Below are 19,949 nucleotides of genomic sequence, written 5' to 3'. Positions count from 1 at the left end.
CACAAACTATGTCTGCCCATTTTAGTTTAGTGCCAAAACAGTTCTAATGAGTTCCGAAATTACGAAAGTTCATTCCAATACTGGATCGAAGAACTCCAAAGCACATTATGAGTAGAGTCGGTCAGCGCATGGACATACAGACCAGAACGAGCCAATTTGATGCAGAAACGCGCCATATCGCCGATAATCTGGACACGGGAATCTGCATCATTCGACGAATAATCAGGATAAACGTTGCAGTTATTCGTGTTAGTGTTGATGTTAAGTGTATAGCGGTTTCCGCTTGTATCCGTGCGGTTATTATACACTTTCTTCACATCACAAACTTTATTCGTGATGTACCATACCTGATCATCCGACGTTGTACGGGGATAAACGGTAACATCACGCGATGCATACACACCGCCAGTGCCATACAGGTTCAGATACACATAGTCACCAGCAATGGTGTTGTTCTTGATATGATAGGTATGAGTCGTGCCGTTGTCAAAATCGGCAAACGCCGGTACAGCCATAGCCATAGCCATAACACAGGCGATTGCAAGGGTGAGAAAACGTTTGCTGAGTTTCTTCATGATGTATTCCTCCATTCTGAAAGAAACTTGTATCGGATTTGTTTCGGGGCGGATATATTCAGCATCTGCGCACCGATGCTTGAGCCTTAGATGTGGATGGCGGTTCTTTGGAACAACTTCATTATACCAAAAAGTTTTCACATTCGCCACGTTTCGGCAGTATTTCAAGAGTTCCATGTATTCGGACAATTACAAGCGCCTGTGCACCGATGCTTACATACATATAGAACTTTTCAATCTAGGTAACGGGAGCGCCTATTTATCTTGACTTCAAGATACCACAAGAAAATCTTCATTTCCACAAAATTGACACAAAATCCGAGTCGCTTGTCATAAAATACGAGAAAAAACTGCCCCGGTTGCTAAACCTGGGCAGTTGAAAAATCTATAGGCCCACAAAATGAGAATTCTAAATTATTGCGATAAGTGACTAACAATCTTGCTGAACAATTCAAGCCTCTGTTCAGCGGTTGTGTGCCTTGCCGAAAAAACTTGCGTAAGCTCCGAAATCAGTTCTTTTTGCTCTGGCCGCAAGGCACGAATAGAAATCATATTTGAACGATCCCCATAAACCAGTGTGTCAAGCGATACATCGAACAATTCGGCCATTTCAATAAGGCAGTCGACAGACGGAAGCTTGGCATTCGTTTCATAGGCACTGATAGTGGAAGTCTTCTTGCCCAACTTTTTGCCTAATACTTGTTGTGTCCAGCCTTTTTCTTCTCGCAGTTTACGAATGTGATCTCCAATATAGTTGTGACGCTCGGTATCTTTCATGTCTTTGTCCAGCTTGCTTTATCAATGAATTTTCTTCTTAGGGTAATTCAATTTTAAATGATTTGGCTTGCCAAACGGTGTAAAAGCAATATAATATTACACTATAAGTGTTATTTTAAGAAAATACTTGACTTTCGGGAGAATTAAACGTATGTTGAATGGCAAAGAGGGACGTCTACTACGGCGAAACAACGATAAGGATACACGCATGAAGATTAATATTTTACTTTGCGATGACGACAAGGATTTTTTGCAGAGAATATCAGACGCGGTTGCTGGCCAACCGGTACCGCCCGGAGCGTCCATTTGCATAACAAAAAGCTCGAATCCCGCCGAGATAACGGACCGGCAATTATCACAGTATCACATCATGTTCTTGGACATCGACATGGATGAACGCAGCGGCATGGACATTGCACGCCGTGTGCGGGAATTACATCTGGATACGGTAATTGTTTTTGTGACAAATTACCCGGAATTTTCGATGGAAGGGTATGAAGTCCGGGCGTTCCGATACCTTCTCAAGCAGGAACTGGAGCAAAAGCTGGCCAACTATTTCCGGGATGCATTGGCAGAATTGCCGCGTGATGATAAAGTTCTGCGCTTTTCAGCTAGCGCAGAGTCATTTAACATTCCCTACAAAGATATTCTCTACTTGGAAAGTAATCAAAGAGTTATATATTTGTACACAGTAAAGCCTATGCAGGTACCAGACCGCTTTTATGGAAAAATGGAAGACTTAGCGGCGGAATTGGAAGGAGACGGATTCCTCCGAATTCAGAAAAGCTATCTGGTCAATATGGCATACATCAAAAAATTCAATTATGACAGGGTTATTCTCCTCGATGGAAAAGAGCTATCGGTAAGTCAGAAGCGGTACTCACAAATGAAAGTCCAGTATCTGAGTTGGAAAAACAAAAACTGGGGGAATGCACGTTGAGCGATTATTTCTTGACCTACTTGTGGACTTGGATGGAGTGCTTTTCGGCAATTTTGCTATTTGATGCATTTTCAGCAAGAAAAATGGAACGTTTTCGTCATTGGATTATTGTGACGAGCCTTGCTTTTTTGGGGGCAACGTTTCTGAACATTGCCTCAAATGTATTGCCTGCTTATTCGAAAATCTTAATTGCGCTTGTCCTATATTATTTTGTGCATAGAATTTTGTACATCAGTAATAGATTTTTTGGGTTATATATTTCAATTATTATTTATGCAACGATGTGTTGTATAGATAATTTATGGCATACTCTTGCTCTTTTGTTATCTGAAACGCTGAATGGTGTTTTTCTTGGGAATGCATTATGCCAAAGTATGCTTGTACACGGTGTAATAATAGCAGTATGCTTTTTACAGGCAAAGGCGCGAAATGGGAAATTAAGTCAAGCAACCAATTTCAGATGGTACACCATTCCTGCAGTGCTTTCCCTTGCGAGTGTTTTGCTTATTTTCTTTTTTGGAAGTTGCTTTCAGCAGGGTCAAATATCAATTCAGCCGCTATGTGTCTGTGCCACATTTATTACTGTAATGCAGATAGCAGCGTTACTTTTAATCAGCTGGATGGAACAAAACGCCAACTTCCGTGAAGAAGCAATCAGCCTACAAGCCAAATCAAAAGCACAGCAAGAGAGCATCGAAGCATTGAGTGCCGCATATGCTCAGCAACGTAAACTGACACATGATTTTCGCGCTCATCTGAGTACGTTAGACGGAATGCTGATGCAACAAAATATAGATATCAATAAAATACAAACCTATATCCATAGCCTGCAATCGAAACAAAACGAACGCATCCTGCTCGTCAATACCCACCATGCAGCACTGGATGCACTTCTGAATCAAAAGGCACTTGTTGCAAAAAATCGTAAAATTGATATACAGTTCAGTGTGAACGATTTATCTCCCATAAAGATTGACATGGTGGATTTGACGGTTGTAATCAGCAACACACTGGATAACGCGATTGAAGCGTGCGAAAAACTGCCGGAAACGGACCGGCAAATTTATGTGCAGGCACTTCTTGAAGAAGATGAACTGTTTTATGCTATCCGTAATAAATCTTTGCCGGTAAATATGATTGCAAATCAGCTGCCGGCATCAACCAAGGAAAATCCATCTTTTCATGGGTATGGTTTGCAAAATGTTCATACCACATTGGAAAAGTACCACACGCTTTACGCCATGGATTATGAAAACGGCTGGTTTGAATTTGCAACAGAGCTGCCGAATACTCTGATTTCATGACAAAAAACTACTGTTTCACTACAAAAATGATGAAAAAGCTGAAAACTCTGTTTTAATAAAGATATTTCTGATTTACAGAGGTTCTGCATATGGAAGCAATCGTCGAAAGAATTGTGGAGAAGTGTATACAAAGCGAACTCATTGAAGAAAGTCAACGCGATTGGATGGCATACTCGCTACAACGAAAATTCATGAACTTTGGCGGTTTCTTTATTCTCGTTTGCTTTGGAGCACTTGTTGCACCGTTACCGCAAGTGATTCTTTTGAATTTTGGGTTGGCATTTTTACGGGAAAAGACAAATGGGCTTCATATGCCAACAGTATTTTCCTGCTTCCTCACCTCTTTATTTTGTGAATATGCCTGCTTATATCTGATTGACCGACTGCAATCTTCTACGATAGCAGCTACAATTATGCTGCTTATTGTCTCTGTTACGCTAATTTTAACACTTGCTCCTTGCAATAATTCGGCGATTCATTGTAGCAACGAGGAGTTGCAGGACATGAAAATAGCGGTACGCAAAAGACTTGTATTATATTGCTTGATTATTCCGGCTCTTTTATTGCTGAAACCTTTGTACAGCATTGTTTGGATTGTAGCTGCAGCTGCGGATGCATTTCTGCTGGTTTTGGCTAAAATTGGGGTTGGAATCAAATAAAACCGAATGAAAACCGCCAAATCAAAACTGGAAAGAAGGCCTTTACCATGAAAACAACCGAAAGCTTTGTTCACAAGAATTTACGTGCAGTTGCCCAAGCATCAGTTCGTAAAGAAGCAAGCGAGCCTTGCAGTTTATTTTGGTCCTATCAGCCCCACCGGCCCGAAAAGCCTCTGACAAATTCTCAGGAGAAAAAATAAATCTCACGCTGCAGCTCTAAGCCCGTCGCATCTCAAAATGCGGCGGGCTTTTTTGTGTGCTCGGTTGGGCAACAACTGGCGAAAGGATGCTACGCGCTTAGCAGTAGGAAGCGCTAGCCGAAGGCAAGGGCATCCATCGTGAGGTGGCATCAGAATGCCAGCAGAAAATGCTGACGGGCAAACACATGAACCAACAAGCAGAAATTCATATATTTATAAATTATAGTGATCTAGATAAAATTCGAACGGATTTAAAGTTTAACTCCGCAAAAGTTGCGGGGTATTTGCGATATTATAAGTGCAAAGCAAATTCGGAAGGAATTTCAAAGATGACATCTAACGAGCGACAAAAGAAAATAATTCGCTTGTTAGATAAGCGCCGGAAAGATACGATGGAGCATCTTTCAATAGAATTCCATGTTTCAACAGATACTATCAGCAGGGACATAGCAACATTAAACGAGGACTATCCAATAAAAATAGCCCGGGGCCGAAATGGAGGCCTTTCCCTACCAGACGGATACCACTTGTTCAAGAAAATGTACATGACTCCTGTTCAGGCACTCGCATTACATAGAGCGTTGCTGTATGTCCCTGATGAAATCAAGAAAATCCTTGAGACAATTTTGACCGATTTTGCTTGGTAGTCAGCTATGATTACCCAGCACCTTGACAACCGAATAACCAGCATAACAGGTACGTTCCTTTCCTGGCAGGCCCATTGGGTGGTTTTGGCATAACCATAAGCTGCCAAGGGAAAGGCCACAATGATACGCCAGCTGCCTCCCGCGTCAGAGGGGGTGACCGAGCCGGAATTGTAAGCAGTAAGATTCCGGCAGAGTCAGCGAACGGCCGCCGCCAGCGGCCTGCCTGTTGTGTTCCCGGTGTCAGGGGTGCGGGCGGCAAATATGGCACACTTACTTAACTATCTACTTTTGCCGTTTAGGGCAAATCGTGGGCCGCAGGTTCCCAAGCACCTGCGGCCCATTATTTTGCGTTAAACGAGATGGAAAACAGGGGTGTAAACCAATGCAAACTTATCCGACAGGCTATACGGAATCCCACCGCATGGCCGAACAGATTTTCCGGGAGATTCTGCCCCGGCACGGCATGGCGGTGCGCGAGGAGCAAATCGCGCTTTGCCATGAAATTCTGGATACCCTTTACAATAAGGAAATTTCTTTGTGTGAGGCCGGTGTCGGCATCGGCAAGACGTTGGCCTATCTTGTAGCCTGTGTCCTGTGGCAGATGAACCGTCCCGAACGGATGAAACTGCCCATCGTTATCTCCACTTCCAGCGTGACCCTGCAGGACGCTATTATTAACGACTATTTGCCAAATTTATCTGCAATTTTGCTGGAAGAAGGAATTATCCAAGCACCGCTTACAGCGGTTATCCGCAAGGGAAAAGAACGCTTTGTCTGCGATGCTCGGCTTATAGAACGCGAATCACAAATTCCCACCACCAGAAACCGTCAGAGGAACAGCCTGCGCATGGCTGAGCAACTTCTGGATATGGACCACCTCCCGGAGCTTTCCCGCTTTGATCGCAGCCGTATCTGTGTGCCGCAGTCCTGCCCGCGAAACTGTGTTTTACAGGAGGATTGCCGCTACCAACAATATCTGCGGGATTCTATGAAACCCGATATTCAGATTTGCAACCACAATTATTTGCTGGCAGATGCAGCACACCGCCAGCAGGACAGACCGTTATTATTGCGCAGTTATCAGGCGCTGGTCGTGGACGAGGCGCACAAGCTGCCGGACGCGGCCCGCCAGATGTACACGGAATCCTTGTCAGAACGCGAAATGCAAGAGCTTTGCATACTTCTGCGGCAAGCGCACTATTCTCACATTGCCCAGAACTTGCGCACGGCGTTCCGGACACTGGTTTTAGCCTGTCAGCATAGCCGGACTTGGAAAGAAAAAACCGTCTGCAGTCCTTTTGGGCTTACTCCGTTTCGCAGCAAGGCATTGGCCGATTGTATTGCACAGCTACAATTTGCAGGCTGCCGGGCAGATATGCCTCGGTACTTGCGGAACCGGCTGGGAGAGGCGGAAAGCACACTGCGTCTTTTTCTCTTGGAGGTTCCCACACGCATTCTCTACATCGAAACCGATATGCAAGGTCAGCTGACATGTTGTGCGGCCAGCAATCGTGTGCCACAGCTTTTGCGCAGTGCGCTTTGGAACACCGGCGAACCGGCTATTTTAACCTCCGGCACGCTGGCCGCAGCGGGAAACTTTGACCACACTGAGCAGCTTTTAGGCCTTGCAACGTACAAACCGCTGCGCCATTTCAGCGCGGACTCTCCGTTTAATTACAAGAAAAAATGTCTATTATACCTCCCACAGCGCCGCAAGGAACGCACGGATAACCGGCAGCTTGCAGATGAAATTGTTCGGCTTGTCCATGCCTGCTGCGGCCATGCGCTGGTGCTGTTTACATCCTACCGCCAAATGGCAGAGGTCCGCGCGCTGACGGACGGTCAGTGGCAATACCCGACCTATCAGGCGTGGCGCAACGGCGGCAGGGTGATTCAACAGTTCAAAGAATCCGGCAACGGCGTTCTGTTCGCGGCCGGTTCCTGCTGGGAGGGTATCGACTTTCCCGGCGATATGGTTTCTCTGCTCATTATCCCCAAACTACCGTTCCCAATCCCGGACCCTGTCAGCGACTACGAACGGCAGAAATACCCAAATCTGCAGGAGTACATAGCCGCCGAGATTATCCCCGAAATGCAGAAAAAGCTGCGGCAGGGCTTTGGCCGTGCCATCCGCACCGAGCAGGACTCCTGCGTGGTGGCATTGCTGGATGAACGCGCCGCACCCGGTGCCAAATACCATGCCGCGGCGCTTGCCGCTTTGCCCGATTGCCAAAGCACAAGCGAAATCGAAGATGTACAACAGTTTATCCGGGTGCAAAAGCGCCCGGATTACTTTTTGTGAAAAGGGGCTTTAAGATGAACTACAGACAGGACCACCCGGCATGGATTTATGTGCGGTGCGCATCGGTCAACGCAGCTACCGCATTTGACCGGCTGTATGACCTTATCGACGAAGCCGCCGGGCACGGTTTTCTCGTGCGCGGCACGTCTTTTGACCATTGCAGTGGAAACACCTTGAAAGACCGCATTGGTCTGCGCTCTATGTTGGACGCAGTAGAGAACGGTCGGGTCGAAGCCGTGATGGTGCGCGATTTGGAGCAAATCAGCCGCAATAGCTACATACTGGTGGGAGTTATTGAAATTCTGCGTCAGAATGATGTCTATCTCATCACCACCGAATGTGACCTGAACGCCGAACTCATCAACTGCGGGCTGGAACGCTTTGTCGGTGACCGCTTCACGCGGGCATCGTTCGGCAAGCCGCGATTTGATGTTCGTCTCCCTCTGATGGAGCAATTCTGAGGTGCCGCTATGACAGAATACAAAGTTTGGGCGTTTGCCCGCAGTGCTGTGCCGAATTTAACTGCGTTGGAAAACCAGCTGGAAGAAGTCATGCGCGAAGCCGACAAGCGCGGTTATATCCTGGTAAATGCAAGCATGGAATTGAAACGCGGCACCGAACTTTGGCGCCCGGCGCTGTTTTCTATACTTAAAGCTGTGCGGCAGGGCCGTGTCAACGCTGTTATGGTGCAGAGTCTTGACCGGCTGAGCCACGATACCACAACGCTGTACCGCATCCTGCGTTTTTTGCAAAATCACGGTGCGGTGATTATCACCACCAAGACAAGCCTGAAATACGAACTTTATCTGACCGGGCTGGAGAACAGGCTGCTGGCCCACACCAGACATACCCGAAAAAAACTGCCGTGGGAGGTGTTTCTCCATGCTGATCGACCCGCTTCCCATTAAGCTGGAGCAAGAATTGAAATACGAAATCGCCTACGCAGCCCTGTCGTCGGCCGCCGCAGACGGCAGGCTGCCGAAGGGCATCTGCCAACGCGCCAATGTTGGTTATGCCCGGAAATGCGGCGTTTTGTGCCGAGATGTTTAGTGGTTCTCGTGAATAGCTTTTGGGTTGCTTTTAGGGTATGTTGTATGTGACAAAAAGAGTGTCACAACGATAAATCCAGAGGTGAACGTCATGCCACAAGTCCAAGTCATCCAGCCGATACAGCAACAGCCGAAGCGTCTTCGCGTGGCCGCCTATGCCCGCGTCAGCAGCAAGTCAGCGAATCAGCTAAACTCCATGTCTGTACAGGTAGAATACTACACCGACCTTATTCAGAAAAATCCAGATTGGGAATTTGCTGGTGTGTATGCCGATGAAGGTAACTCCGGCACCAGCCTTAAAAATCGTACCGGGTTCAACCACCTTATGGACGACTGCCGACTTGGTCTGATTGACCGTATCCTTGTAAAGTCATCCTCCCGAATGGCACGGAACTCTGTAGATTTTCTCTCCGCTGTGCGCGAACTGAAAAGCCTTGGCGTGGTCGTAGAATTTGAGAAAGAGCGCTTTGACACCGACTCCACCGAAGGAGAACTCCTGCTGGGCATGATGTGTGCTGTCGCCCAAGAGGAGTCACTGTCCATCTCCAAAAACCTACGCTGGGGAATCCGCAAGCGTATGGAGTCTGGCACCTACCATACATCATCTGTCCCCTACGGCTACAAACAGGTCAATTACGACCTTGTTCCTATCCCCAATCAAATCGAAATCGTCAAGGGCATTTTCAATGCATTCCTGCAAGGGAAAAGCACCACCAAAATTGCCGATGATTTAAACCGGCTTCATCCCGATGTCGATAAGCATTGGCATCATACCACCATCGAACGTATCCTTAAAAACGAAAAATATGCTGGATGCTCCCTCTACCAAAAGAGTTATACATCCGATGACTTGCCCTTCAAACGCACCGAAAATAACGGTGAAGTCCTTTCCTACTATGCACCGGACACCCACAACGGCATCATGTCCCAAGCAGACTTTGATAAAGTGCAAGCGCTCCTGCAACGCAAAAGCGTAGGCCCATGTCCGAGGAAAGACACAGCCTTTTCCAAAATGCTTTACTGCGCAAAGTGCGGTTCAATGCTTTCCCGCAAAATAAATCGTTCATCACAGGTGACTTGGATCTGCCGCACACACCTTCGATGCGCAGCAGACTGCTCCACGTCACCAATCCAAGAAGAACGCATTCAACACGTATTTCTCACCATGCACAACAAGCTAATCGTAAACCACGCGCAGATTTTCACCCCCGCCCTGCATGATTTGTACGCTGCGCAAAAGATTCTCGATGATAAGGAGAGCCAGCGGCAGGAACTCAACCAGCAGGTTCATCTGCTTGCCAAAAAGCTGCACAACCTTTCCCGTCTGCGCGAAAAGAACTGCATCACCGCCGCTCAATACTGGGAACGGCGCAATCCACTGGAGCGTGAACTCACGGATGTAAAAAACACGATTTCAAAAGCAGCTACCAACCATCCTTTACTTCGTACCCTTGCACAGACAAAACAGCTTGCAGAACATTATACCTATCTAAAGCCACTTACTGAATTTGATGAGTATGAGTTCAAATTTGCCGTAAACCGCGTACTGGTCGATTCCGAATCCTGTACCTTTGAACTCAAAAACGGAATGAAGTTTAAGGAGATTTTCTGACAATGGCAAAGCCGAGATACCTGCCCTACGGATACCGCATACAGAACGGCCTCATTACCCCGGATACCGCGCAAGCCGAATACGTCCGCCAAATTTATCAACTCTACCTTGCAGGCAATTCACTGCAAGAAATCGCGAAACACTTGCAAGCCAACAGCATCCCATACAGTGATGAGACAGGTTGGAACAAGAACACCGTCCACCGCATCGTAAAAAATCCAGCATACTGCGGAAAGGACAGGTATCCGCCCATTGTCGAATATACCTTATTTCAAAAAGCGCAAGTCCTGTGCCAGCGAAAAGCCCCCACTTACACAGAAGCCTTAAAGGATATTCGCGGTGACATTATCTGCCCCGACTGCGACAGCAGACTGGAATGGCAGACGAAAGGCCATCGATGGCGCTGCCGCCACTGCGCAGCATTCTCCGTCCAAATTGCGCCGGATATTCTCCTGCAAAGCATCGCTACCACAATGAAACGCTTACAGGATAATCCTGACAGCATCAATGACCAGCCGCTGTCACACAACACAGTATCCATTGAAGCCGAAAAGCAGCAAGCAGAAATCGATGAAATGTTATCCGCCGGGGAATTTGATGCAGCATCACTTATCCAAAGCGTCCTTTCTCGCGCAGATACGCAATATCTCTGCTGCACAGCCGGAAATTCTGACCCCATGACTCTCCGCATCAAAGAAGCCCTCGCTGCTGCACCGCCCTGCGATACGTTCGACTCAAAGCTGTATCACACCATCGCTGACAAAATAGTTTTGCACAGAACTACTTCCATTCAGTTGAAACTTATAAATGGAATGGTCGTATAAGGAGAATCCCATGAACCGTGAGAGAAGAATCATCGTCATTCAGCCCAATAGGAAAGATTCCAAAAGCGCCGAATCCCGCACCAAGCTGCGCGTTGCTGCATACTGCCGTGTCAGCACCGAGGAAGAAGAACAGCAGGGCAGCTTTGAAATCCAAAAAGAATTCTACACTGACAAAATCAATTCCACCCCCGAATGGAAGCTTGCCGGGATTTACGCCGACGATGGTATCTCAGGTGTCCACACCAAAAAGCGTGACGGATTCAACCAGATGATTCAAGACTGCAAGAAGCACAAAATCGACCTGATCCTTACAAAGTCAATTTCCCGCTTTGCCCGCAACACCGTAGACAGCATCCAATATGTGCGGATGCTGAAGCAATTCGGTGTCACCGTCATATTTGAAAAAGAGAACATCAACACCGGTACCATGAATTCCGAAATGCTCCTTACCGTGCTGAGTGCCTTTGCACAAGCTGAGAGCGAATCCATCTCGCAGAATATTTCCAGAGGAAAGCGCATGGGATTTCGTCACGGAAGATTCTCCTTCCCCTATGCGCAGATGCTCGGCTACCGCAAAGGTGCAGACGGTCAGCCGGAGATCATCCCCGAACAGGCTGAACTGATTCGGATGATTTACACCAGCTACTTGCACGGCGACAGCTTGCAAACCATAAAGGGCAAGGTCGAAGCAGGCGGTTACAAAACCGTGCGTGGCAACACCACATGGTCAACGCAGGCGCTCCTACGCATCATGCAGAATGAGAAATACTGCGGTGATGTCCTGCTGCAAAAGACCTTTACCGACAATGTGCTGACCGGCGGTCCGAAGAAAAACACCGGCCAGCTGCCACAATACTACATTGAGAACAATCACGAGGGCATCGTCACTAAGCAGATGTACCGCGAGGTGCAAGCTGAAATCGCCCGCCGCAACAGCAAGTCCTGCGCGAACCGACGCAAACAAAAGCGCGGGAGGTACAACAGCAAGTACGCCCTTTCCGAACGGCTGTATTGCGGGGAATGCGGCAGCCCTTATAAGCGTGTGACTTGGAATATTCACGGCAGAAAGGAAATCGTCTGGCGCTGCGTCAACCGTGTCACCTACGGAACAAAATTCTGCCACAATTCACCCTCGGTGCAGGAAGAAGCCCTGCATCAGACCCTGCTGAGAGCCATCCAAAATCTGGCCGACAATTACACCGAAGAAGTCGCCTTGCAAATCAACGGCATTCTGCATGATTTGCAAGGCGGCACAACAGAACTGGAAAAATTACAGCAAAAACTTGCGGACTCACAGCAAGAGTTTGACCGCCTGCTGGACTTGTCCCTTGAATGCGATGCGTCCTTTCTCGATGAAAAATTGAAACATGCAAGCGAGGAAATCGACAACCTGCAAAAACAAATCAACCAGCTTACTGCCAGCCGGCAGAAAGCTACAAATCCGAATCTCCAACTGACCGCCTCTGACTTCCGTATTACCGAATATTCTGATACCCTTGTTGCCAGAATCATCGAACGAATAGACGTTGTGTCCGCCAACGAAATCAAAATTGAATTCATCGGCGGATACACTGTGGCAGTCCCTTTGCAGGAATGATTTAATTTTCATATCGCTCAAAAAGCAAATCGCCACAAAATAATCGTTCTCATCATCTAAAATATTGCTATTAGCGTCAGAAAATGTTATAATAAAAATGAAAAACTCCGCAGATAGGATAATTTAGTGGTAGGTGACGGATTTGGACAGTTTCGCTTTGGCATATATTCCCTCAAATAGCGATGACAGCAGCGAGAATAAAGAGCATTTTTCCGTAAAGGTAAACATCAATCTTTGGACCCAGTGCGGATGGGACGATGAGACTCCTGTTTTGGATATAGGCTTAATGCTATATCACCTGTCAGAAGCCAAAAAAGTAAAACTATACATTCCGTTCCATATCGAAAAAGGAAACCTTGAGGATCTGTGCGAGTGCTTATCAAACGACGCAAACCTATTAGGTGCAGTATTTAACGAACCGTATAGATCTGCTGATGTCGCGCCCGGTTCTAAACAGGCTGAGGTTATGATAGGGGGTGACTCAAAAAAGACAGAATTTATTCTGTACAGGTTGGATTTTTTAAGTGATAGCGATGTGCAATTAAGTTCATATAAGGAATCCCGCGGAACATTTTTAGAATTTAATCCGCAATTTATAAAGGGAAACCAGAACGAAGTGTCGTGTGATCAGTATTACTTAAGATTTAGAATCCGAACACCATCGTTGAAAGAATGCGTCAGAGAATATAAAGCACCAAATCGGTATTTTGAAACATTAGTTAATTCCACATATATGGTTGATATAAGATTTAATAACACTCGTAGCATGGATTGCTCTCTGCTGCAGGAATTAACAGCTCAGGATAGATGGTCTCTTGCACCAATAAACGGCTTACATTTTTTATTAATGGCAAAAGTTGATGTCGATGTTGATGCAAAATTCGACTCATCAAGAGTACTAGAAAAAGACATTTGGAATAAATATGTAAACCCTAATGGTAAAAAGAAACGGAAAACTGAAGACATTATTGCATATCATAGTAGTAAAAAACTTTCAAAGGATACTAACAGCGCAAATGGGAAAAGAGACATCGGATCTTGGGAATTCTTTGCAAGACTTAAAGCCGGAAAATGTAGTCCTATGACCATCATCCCGTATGTTCTTTTGTTAGTCCTTTTGAATGTAATAAGTAACCTTACTTTTAATATTTTACTAGCTTTATTACCGCAAGAAGCTCTAAAGGTATCCGCTGTGTGTGTGCAATTCATAGCACTTGCGGTCTTAATTGCTTTGTTTTTAATTGCACTATTGTTACTGAATAAAAAAAATCCTATTACTAAACTTACTGTTAAGCTAAAAAATAGGCATTGACATTCTGTTCGTTGAGTGGTATAATAATCAACTAACAATGGAGGACATCTTATGGAATGGGTTCGTATAAGCGCAGTTGATAGGCACTCCATCACGGCTATATATGAGTTCTTAATTGGCCTGTGTGGCGAGTATAATAATTTTAGAGAATGGTACTACGAGAAAGTTGTTCCTGGCTTAGCAAGTGGGGAACGCTTGATTTATGCTGTCATGGACAATGAAACGGTTGCTGCTGTTCTCATTCTAAAAAATGCTGATGAAAAGAAGATATGCACATTAAGAGTGGCCGAAAACTACCGCAATCAGGGCATTGCAACGGCGTTATTAAAAATTGCGTTTAAAGAATTGCAATGTGCAAAGCCGATTATTACGGTATCGTCATATCATATTGATGAGTTCAAATCCTTGCTAGAAAAGAATGGCTTTGTTCTTTATAAAGAATACATGAACTACTATAAGCAGGGAATTACGGAATATTCTTTTAACGGCCCGTTGAATGAGGCAATCGCCTTTAAAAGATGTGCGTAATCGATGAATGCATTGTTTTCAATCAAGCCTCAGTATGCTCAAAAAATATTTGAAGGGTCAAAGTGGTATGAATTCCGAAAGGTTTGCTGCAAGCAACCAATCGGGAAAATATATATCTATGAGACCTATCCAATCTGCGCGATAACGGGTGAGTGCGTTGTAACCGATGTGCTCCAAGAATCACCACGAGTTTTGTGGAATCGCGTGTCAGAAAATGCAGGTATACCCGAAAAGGAGTATTTTCAGTATTTTGAAGGGCACGAAAAAGCGGTTGCTTACAAGTTAGAGCATATAATCCAATATACTCCCCCCAAAAAGTTACAGGATTTTAATTTTAGAACTCCTCCACAGTCATTTTATTATATACGTAATATATGAAGTTATCAGCAAGTTCTCCGCTTTTTTGAGTGGAGAACTTGCTTTTCTAAGGGTGCAAAACACAATTCAATCAAAATCGAATTTGTCGGCGGATACACCATGACAGTCTTTTACAACCCTAGCCGAAATCCTATATCCTTTAATTACAAAGTTGTTTGCTGTGCATTGTCTCTTTTTTTACGCATTGATGTCCTTTTTGTTAGGGTATCTTTTTTGTAACATAGAGACAAGTTAAAAGCTACATTCAAAGCAATTTGGATGTAGCTTTTACTTTTTATTTTATATTGTAAGCGCCTCATGTTATAGTAAACATGGGGCGCTTTTTATATCTATACAGATTTATACAATATATCCTGCTATTATTAAAAAGGAAACACCGCTTGAATTGCAAGAGCTGCGCATTGCAGCATACTGCCACGTGAGCAAAGCTACGCCTGAACTGCTGCACAGCCTTGAAATTCAGGTACTCCATTTCAATACAATTATCACCGAAAACCCAAACTGGACACTTTATAAAATATACAGCGATATTGTGTCCGGCACACGAAAGTCAGGTCGCAGTGGCTACTGCGAAATGTTACGTGATGCCAAACGGCATCGGTTTGATTATATATTCGTCAAGTCACTGAGCCGCTTTGAGCGAGATACGCTTGAAGCCCTATCCACCATCAGGAGGTTGAAAGCTATGAATATTGGACTTTTATCCGAAGTTGAACATGTCAACACACTAAAGATAGATGATGCCACGCTCTCTATTTTATTTGCCGTTGCACAAGAAGAAAGCGCCACAAAAAGTGAGAATATCAAATTTGGTATTCATCAACGCATGCGCGAAGGAAAAGCACTTTTGAACCACACTCGCTTTTTAGGCTATACCAAGGATGCCGAAGGGCAGTTAGTGATTGTACCCGAAGAAGCCGAAATCGTCCGTAAGATATTTTCGCTGTATTTAGAAGGCAACGGTGTCCGCAAAATTAAGCGGTACTTGGAGGAACACGGCATAAGGACGGTTACTGGAAAAGCAGAATGGAGCACGTCAACAATCGACCGTATGCTAAGCAATGAGAAATATATGGGGACTCTGCTGTTGCAAAAGACCTACATGTCGGATTTTTTGACTGGGAAGCAGAAAAAGAATCGCGGGGAGTTGAGTATGTATATGGTGGAAAACGCACATGAGGCGATTGTTGAGAAGGGGGTATTTGAGGCGGTACAGAAGAAAAAACACAAAAGGAATTATTAGAAAGAAAGTATTGCTTAATAGTTTTAAATAGTGTATATTAGTTAACATGGGGAATACTATGTACTATACCTTACCACTCTATGTATATACAATTTTCCAAACTTGGTTTTACTCATTAAGGTGTTTATAAAAGGTGATGCAAGCATGAAAATAAAAGTACAAAATATTGCCAAAATCAAATCTGCCGAAATAGAACTAAACGGCATTACGATTATAGCCGGATATAACAGTACCGGGAAAAGTACGATTAGTAAGGCATTGGTATATGTACTTCGTGCCTACAAGAACTTAACCGAAAAAATATCTGATAATCGCATTTCCAGTATGATGAGCGCAACAAACCTTCAACTTCGCCATTCCGCTTCTGAATACGCTCAGATAAAAAATTCAATGAGTGACTTAGTTGCAAACCCTTCATTAGAAATATCTGATGAACTAGTTTCTGCCATGTCCAATACAAATTCACATCTAACGAAACACTCAAAATCTCCTGCCGAAATAAAGAGTCGTGTTGAACATTATCGAAGACTTTCGGATTCCGAGTATGCTGTGTTTATTGTAAACAAAAGCATTCAAGATGGTTTCGGAGGCTTTGTTAATACGATTGGAAGCACTGCGTCCGGGACAATCGAAATTTCTGATGATGCAATGGCTCCCATTTCAATAAGAGTTGAAAATAATCAAGTTACTGCATGCCCCATTTTTGATTCTCCTTATAATGCACCAACTTATATTGAGCCTCGGCATCTTCTGGATGAAATTTCTTCTAAATTTCCATTCTATATGATGGATTTCGATACGCAACTTGCATTGCATGCGGCATTAGCAAGCGATTCTGAAATACGTGAAGTTTCTATGGCAGATGAAGATGATGTAAAGAAAGCATTGTCAATCGCCAAAAACTTAAGCGAGGATATTCTGCATGGGAAACTCAAGGTTTCGGAAGGATCTGTAACTTTTTTTGATAGCGATTTCCGAGAAAATATACCTGTTTCAGATACAGCATCCGGTATTAAATCTATGGCGTATATTTTGCGTCTTCTTGAAAACCGTGAGTTAAAACGTGGCGACATTTTAGTTATTGATGAGCCAGAAGTAAATTTGCATCCCGAATGGCAACTTGCTTTTGCTGATTTTCTTGTGCAACTTAGCAAAGCGCTCAACATAAACATCTTACTAAATACGCACAGCCCTTATTTTTTGCGTGCCATAGAGGTCTATTCCGAACGGCATGAAACATCTGCATCTGTGAAACTGTATATGACAATCCCAAGCGGTGATTCTCTGAACACATATGTAGCAAAAGACTTCACTGCAAATCCTGAAAACGTATTCGAACCTTTGTATCGACCTTTTGAGAAGTTGTAAATTATGGAATACAAAAAGTTATCCCTTGAACCATATCACGTTCATTTATCTGAAACCGCATACACAGAAGATAAGGATGAAAAGGACCAACTAAGGTTGGTTTTCAAAGATGAGTTAGTTTTTAACCTCGATAGAATAGCAGACGCTTCTACTAAGAAATGGAATAACAATAATTCTCTTAAATCCTGTGATGCGTTTTATGAAAATAACGGAAACCACTATTATATAGAGTTTAAAAATCAACCACTTAATAATGTTAAACCAGAAGAAATTCGCCAAAAAGCATTTAATAGCTTGCTAGTCACTCAAATCGCTATATTCCCTGATTCAAGTTTTTCCGAGATTACGAAGCGCGCTGTTCTCATAGTTGTGTATAGAGAAAGTTCGATTCCTTCATGGGAAAAGATTCGAAACTCGATTGGGGTTATGGCAAAGAAAAACACTTCAATTCAATTCGGATTGGAAAAGTATAAAAGCCATGGCTTCTTTCAGGAAATTTATACTGTTACAGTTGAAAAATTTAATGAAATGTCATCCATTTTTCAATAAGTAATCCCGTGCACTGCAAAGTGTCAAATGTCTCGTCGCATGTGCTCCAGTCTTTAGAACGCTGTCCATCATCACTAAAACGGCGACCGTGTCTAATCCTTTTGTAGGGTATCTTTTTTGTAACATAGAGACAAGGTCACTTGCATTGCAAGTGACCTTTTTTGTTATATACTATACTTGTCGACAGACTCTTAGGGCAATACCGCATAATTCTAAGTGCCGATGCAGCGAGCGAGAAGTACAAGCTGCTAAGCAAAAAGCGCAGATAATACTGGATGCTGCAAAGGTGAGCGCCGCCAGTGGCGGATACAGCGAACCGAAGCAGGGGCAGCGGTCGCAGAGTGCGAGGGGCTTTTGTCCCCGAAGCACGATGCGGGTACCGCAACCCGACATTATCGAGCATTTTTGCAACGCAGATTGTGCTTCGCACACCGAGCCGCAGCGAGGCGCTCCGGAGCGCAACCGCCGCTTGCGGCGGCTCTTAGCGCGGAGATCCGCGGCAGCGGTGCTTAAGCCGTCAGGCGGGAATTGTGCGGTGTTGCCTTAGGAAGAGGTAACTACACAAAGCCGGAAAAGAAACAGCTGCAGCTTTTTGAAAATCAGAAAATCCGCACCGCGTAGGACGAGGAAAAGGAAGAATGGTATTTTTCCATTTATGGATGTGGTTGCGGTTTTGACGGAACAGCCAGACCAGCGCAGTGCCAGCAATTACTGGGCCAAGCTGAAGCAGTGACTTAAAGCAGAAGGCGCAGACCAGTTGCTGACAAATTGTCAGTAACTGAAGCCGAAGTCCCCCAAGGACGGAAAACGCTACAAAACTGATTGGATTCACCAGCGGCTGCTGTCTATCCGTGTCCGCAATGAGCTGACCGCCGGGGGCAGGTTTGCGGTGTAGAGCAGGGCCGGGAATGACCACGCGGCAGTACAAAAACTTAAAGCGCCTTAAAAAGGGAAATCTCCACGATAGTGTCGCAGATATATACCGTAGACTTTACGTAAATTCTATGATAGAATACCTTCAAGGAGAGCGGTGAAAAAAATGATTTACTTGTCATCTTTTCGTTTTCCAACGCAACAGGAAGAAGAATTTTTTCTCAATCAGTCTTTGAAGGCTGGCCAGCAATGTTATAATACTGCCTATCCGTTCACATTATTTAACGGCAGAACTCTTCCGACTTTTGATTTTGAAGAAATCACCATTTTATATGGCGGGAACGGTTCCGGCAAGACAACGCTGCTGAATGCCATGGCCGAGGCTTTACGGTTAAGCCGTCAGGCCGCGTATAATCGCTCGGCCTTCTTTGATGATTATGTCAATCTCTGCCGTTGGCATGAGCTACACAAAGTCCCCCGGCGCAGCATGATTTTAACAAGCGATGATGTTTTTGAATATATGCTGGATTTGCGTGCCATGAACAACCACATTGACAATCGGAGAGAGGCCTTATTTGAAGAATTGGACGAAGCTGCAGCAGACAAATTTCAGTTTCACGGTATGCAGGATTATGACAGACTAAAAAAGAAAATGCAGGCACGGCGTGGAAGCTATTCCCAGATAGCCCAGCGGGCAATACCCGCGAACCTATATACCCGTTCCAATGGGGAAAACTCCATGCTGGTGTTCAGCCAGAAGATTGACGAAAATGCCTTGTATCTGTTGGACGAGCCGGAAAATAGTCTTTCCCCTGACCACCAGATACAATTATCCCGCTATATCTATGATTCCGCACGCTTTTATAATTGTCAGTTTATTATCGCGACCCATTCGCCTTTTTTACTGGCCATGAAGGGAGCGCGAATTTATGATTTGGATACCGCCCCTGTTACGACCCGCCGTTGGACGGATTTGGAAAACGTTCGTATGATATGGGACTTTTTTCAAGAACACAAGGCCGAATTTGAAAAATAAATCAACAGCGATCAAGCGGCACTGAAAGTCCGTTGGCTACTGATTGTAACCAACTCGCCCCTGCAGGAAAAGACCGGTTTGTTCTGCCTTGCAGAAACTTCGTGTATTCCTTGCAAACGGCATTTACCGGGAACCAGTCGCGGGCGGTGCAAAGCCCCGCCCCTGCCGTTATGGGC

The 19,949-nt window shown here is 44.9% G+C and carries 21 protein-coding genes; 18 read left to right on the top strand and 3 right to left on the bottom strand.

Annotation, left to right across the window (positions count from 1 at the left end; genetic code table 11):
- Window positions 1-59: 59 nt before the first annotated feature.
- Complete coding sequence (locus tag NE623_RS09305) at window positions 60-575, bottom strand: hypothetical protein (protein WP_256273322.1); 516 nt, start codon at window positions 573-575, stop codon at window positions 60-62.
- 414 nt (window positions 576-989) lie between these two features.
- A complete protein-coding gene (locus tag NE623_RS09300) occupies window positions 990-1,352 on the bottom strand; it encodes a helix-turn-helix domain-containing protein (RefSeq protein WP_256273323.1) in 363 nt (120 codons plus the stop codon).
- 151 nt (window positions 1,353-1,503) lie between these two features.
- On the opposite strand from NE623_RS09300, the gene NE623_RS09295 reads away from it, so the two are divergent.
- The 17 genes from NE623_RS09295 to NE623_RS09215 all read left to right on the top strand — a co-directional run bounded on the left by NE623_RS09295 (window position 1,504) and on the right by NE623_RS09215 (window position 17,864).
- Window positions 1,504-2,292, top strand: a complete 789-nt coding sequence (locus NE623_RS09295; RefSeq protein WP_256273325.1) for a LytR/AlgR family response regulator transcription factor — start codon at window positions 1,504-1,506, stop codon at window positions 2,290-2,292.
- Window positions 2,289-3,596, top strand: coding sequence for a sensor histidine kinase (locus NE623_RS09290; protein ID WP_256273326.1), 1,308 nt, complete (start codon window positions 2,289-2,291; stop codon window positions 3,594-3,596). Before NE623_RS09295 ends, NE623_RS09290 begins: the two co-directional genes overlap by 4 nt.
- Before the next feature lie 89 nt (window positions 3,597-3,685).
- Window positions 3,686-4,255: an accessory gene regulator B family protein gene (locus NE623_RS09285; protein WP_256273327.1), complete on the top strand. Its 570-nt coding sequence runs from the start codon at window positions 3,686-3,688 to the stop codon at window positions 4,253-4,255.
- A 47-nt stretch (window positions 4,256-4,302) separates the two neighbouring features.
- A complete protein-coding gene (locus NE623_RS09280; protein WP_256273328.1) occupies window positions 4,303-4,455 on the top strand; it encodes a hypothetical protein in 153 nt (50 codons plus the stop codon).
- Between the two features lie 329 nt (window positions 4,456-4,784).
- Window positions 4,785-5,102 (top strand): HTH domain-containing protein, encoded by a 318-nt coding sequence (locus NE623_RS09275; RefSeq protein ID WP_256276147.1) that lies wholly within the window; start codon window positions 4,785-4,787, stop codon window positions 5,100-5,102.
- 382 nt (window positions 5,103-5,484) lie between these two features.
- Window positions 5,485-7,404 carry an ATP-dependent DNA helicase gene (locus tag NE623_RS09270; protein WP_256273331.1) on the top strand — a complete coding sequence of 640 codons (1,920 nt, stop codon included), beginning with the start codon at window positions 5,485-5,487 and terminating at the stop codon, window positions 7,402-7,404.
- Between the two features lie 14 nt (window positions 7,405-7,418).
- Window positions 7,419-7,865, top strand: a complete 447-nt coding sequence (locus NE623_RS09265) for a recombinase family protein (RefSeq protein WP_256273332.1) — start codon at window positions 7,419-7,421, stop codon at window positions 7,863-7,865.
- A gap of 9 nt (window positions 7,866-7,874) precedes the next feature.
- A complete protein-coding gene (locus NE623_RS09260; protein ID WP_256273333.1) occupies window positions 7,875-8,312 on the top strand; it encodes a recombinase family protein in 438 nt (145 codons plus the stop codon).
- Window positions 8,287-8,454 carry a hypothetical protein gene (locus tag NE623_RS09255; RefSeq protein WP_256273334.1) on the top strand — a complete coding sequence of 56 codons (168 nt, stop codon included), beginning with the start codon at window positions 8,287-8,289 and terminating at the stop codon, window positions 8,452-8,454. Before NE623_RS09260 ends, NE623_RS09255 begins: the two co-directional genes overlap by 26 nt.
- Window positions 8,455-8,544: 90 nt before the next feature.
- Window positions 8,545-10,065, top strand: a complete 1,521-nt coding sequence (locus NE623_RS09250) for a recombinase family protein (RefSeq protein ID WP_256273335.1) — start codon at window positions 8,545-8,547, stop codon at window positions 10,063-10,065.
- A gap of 2 nt (window positions 10,066-10,067) precedes the next feature.
- The gene (locus tag NE623_RS09245; protein WP_256273336.1) at window positions 10,068-10,889 is read left to right on the top strand and encodes a recombinase family protein; all 822 of its coding nucleotides are present in this window, start codon (window positions 10,068-10,070) and stop codon (window positions 10,887-10,889) included.
- 10 nt (window positions 10,890-10,899) lie between these two features.
- The gene (locus NE623_RS09240) at window positions 10,900-12,486 is read left to right on the top strand and encodes a recombinase family protein (RefSeq protein WP_256273338.1); all 1,587 of its coding nucleotides are present in this window, start codon (window positions 10,900-10,902) and stop codon (window positions 12,484-12,486) included.
- 142 nt (window positions 12,487-12,628) lie between these two features.
- The gene (locus NE623_RS09235; protein ID WP_256273339.1) at window positions 12,629-13,798 is read left to right on the top strand and encodes a hypothetical protein; all 1,170 of its coding nucleotides are present in this window, start codon (window positions 12,629-12,631) and stop codon (window positions 13,796-13,798) included.
- A 51-nt stretch (window positions 13,799-13,849) separates the two neighbouring features.
- Entirely contained in the window at window positions 13,850-14,326 is a 477-nt protein-coding gene (locus tag NE623_RS09230; RefSeq protein WP_256273340.1) for a GNAT family N-acetyltransferase, read from the top strand.
- Between the two features lie 763 nt (window positions 14,327-15,089).
- Window positions 15,090-15,947 carry a recombinase family protein gene (locus NE623_RS09225; protein ID WP_256273341.1) on the top strand — a complete coding sequence of 286 codons (858 nt, stop codon included), beginning with the start codon at window positions 15,090-15,092 and terminating at the stop codon, window positions 15,945-15,947.
- Between the two features lie 144 nt (window positions 15,948-16,091).
- Window positions 16,092-17,315 (top strand): AAA family ATPase, encoded by a 1,224-nt coding sequence (locus tag NE623_RS09220; protein WP_256273342.1) that lies wholly within the window; start codon window positions 16,092-16,094, stop codon window positions 17,313-17,315.
- Between the two features lie 3 nt (window positions 17,316-17,318).
- Window positions 17,319-17,864, top strand: coding sequence for a hypothetical protein (locus NE623_RS09215; protein ID WP_256273343.1), 546 nt, complete (start codon window positions 17,319-17,321; stop codon window positions 17,862-17,864).
- Between the two features lie 517 nt (window positions 17,865-18,381).
- Here the strand turns inward: NE623_RS09215 and NE623_RS09210 are convergent.
- Window positions 18,382-18,792: a hypothetical protein gene (locus NE623_RS09210; RefSeq protein ID WP_256273058.1), complete on the bottom strand. Its 411-nt coding sequence runs from the start codon at window positions 18,790-18,792 to the stop codon at window positions 18,382-18,384.
- Between the two features lie 111 nt (window positions 18,793-18,903).
- Between NE623_RS09210 and NE623_RS09205 the strand changes: the two genes are divergently transcribed.
- Window positions 18,904-19,773, top strand: a complete 870-nt coding sequence (locus NE623_RS09205) for an AAA family ATPase (RefSeq protein WP_256273059.1) — start codon at window positions 18,904-18,906, stop codon at window positions 19,771-19,773.
- Window positions 19,774-19,949 lie beyond the last annotated feature (176 nt).

Source organism: Gemmiger formicilis, assembly GCF_024462815.1.
Lineage (GTDB): Bacteria > Bacillota > Clostridia > Oscillospirales > Ruminococcaceae > Gemmiger.
Note: the sequence above shows the minus strand (reverse complement) of the source record. Positions and strands in the feature narration are given on the sequence as shown.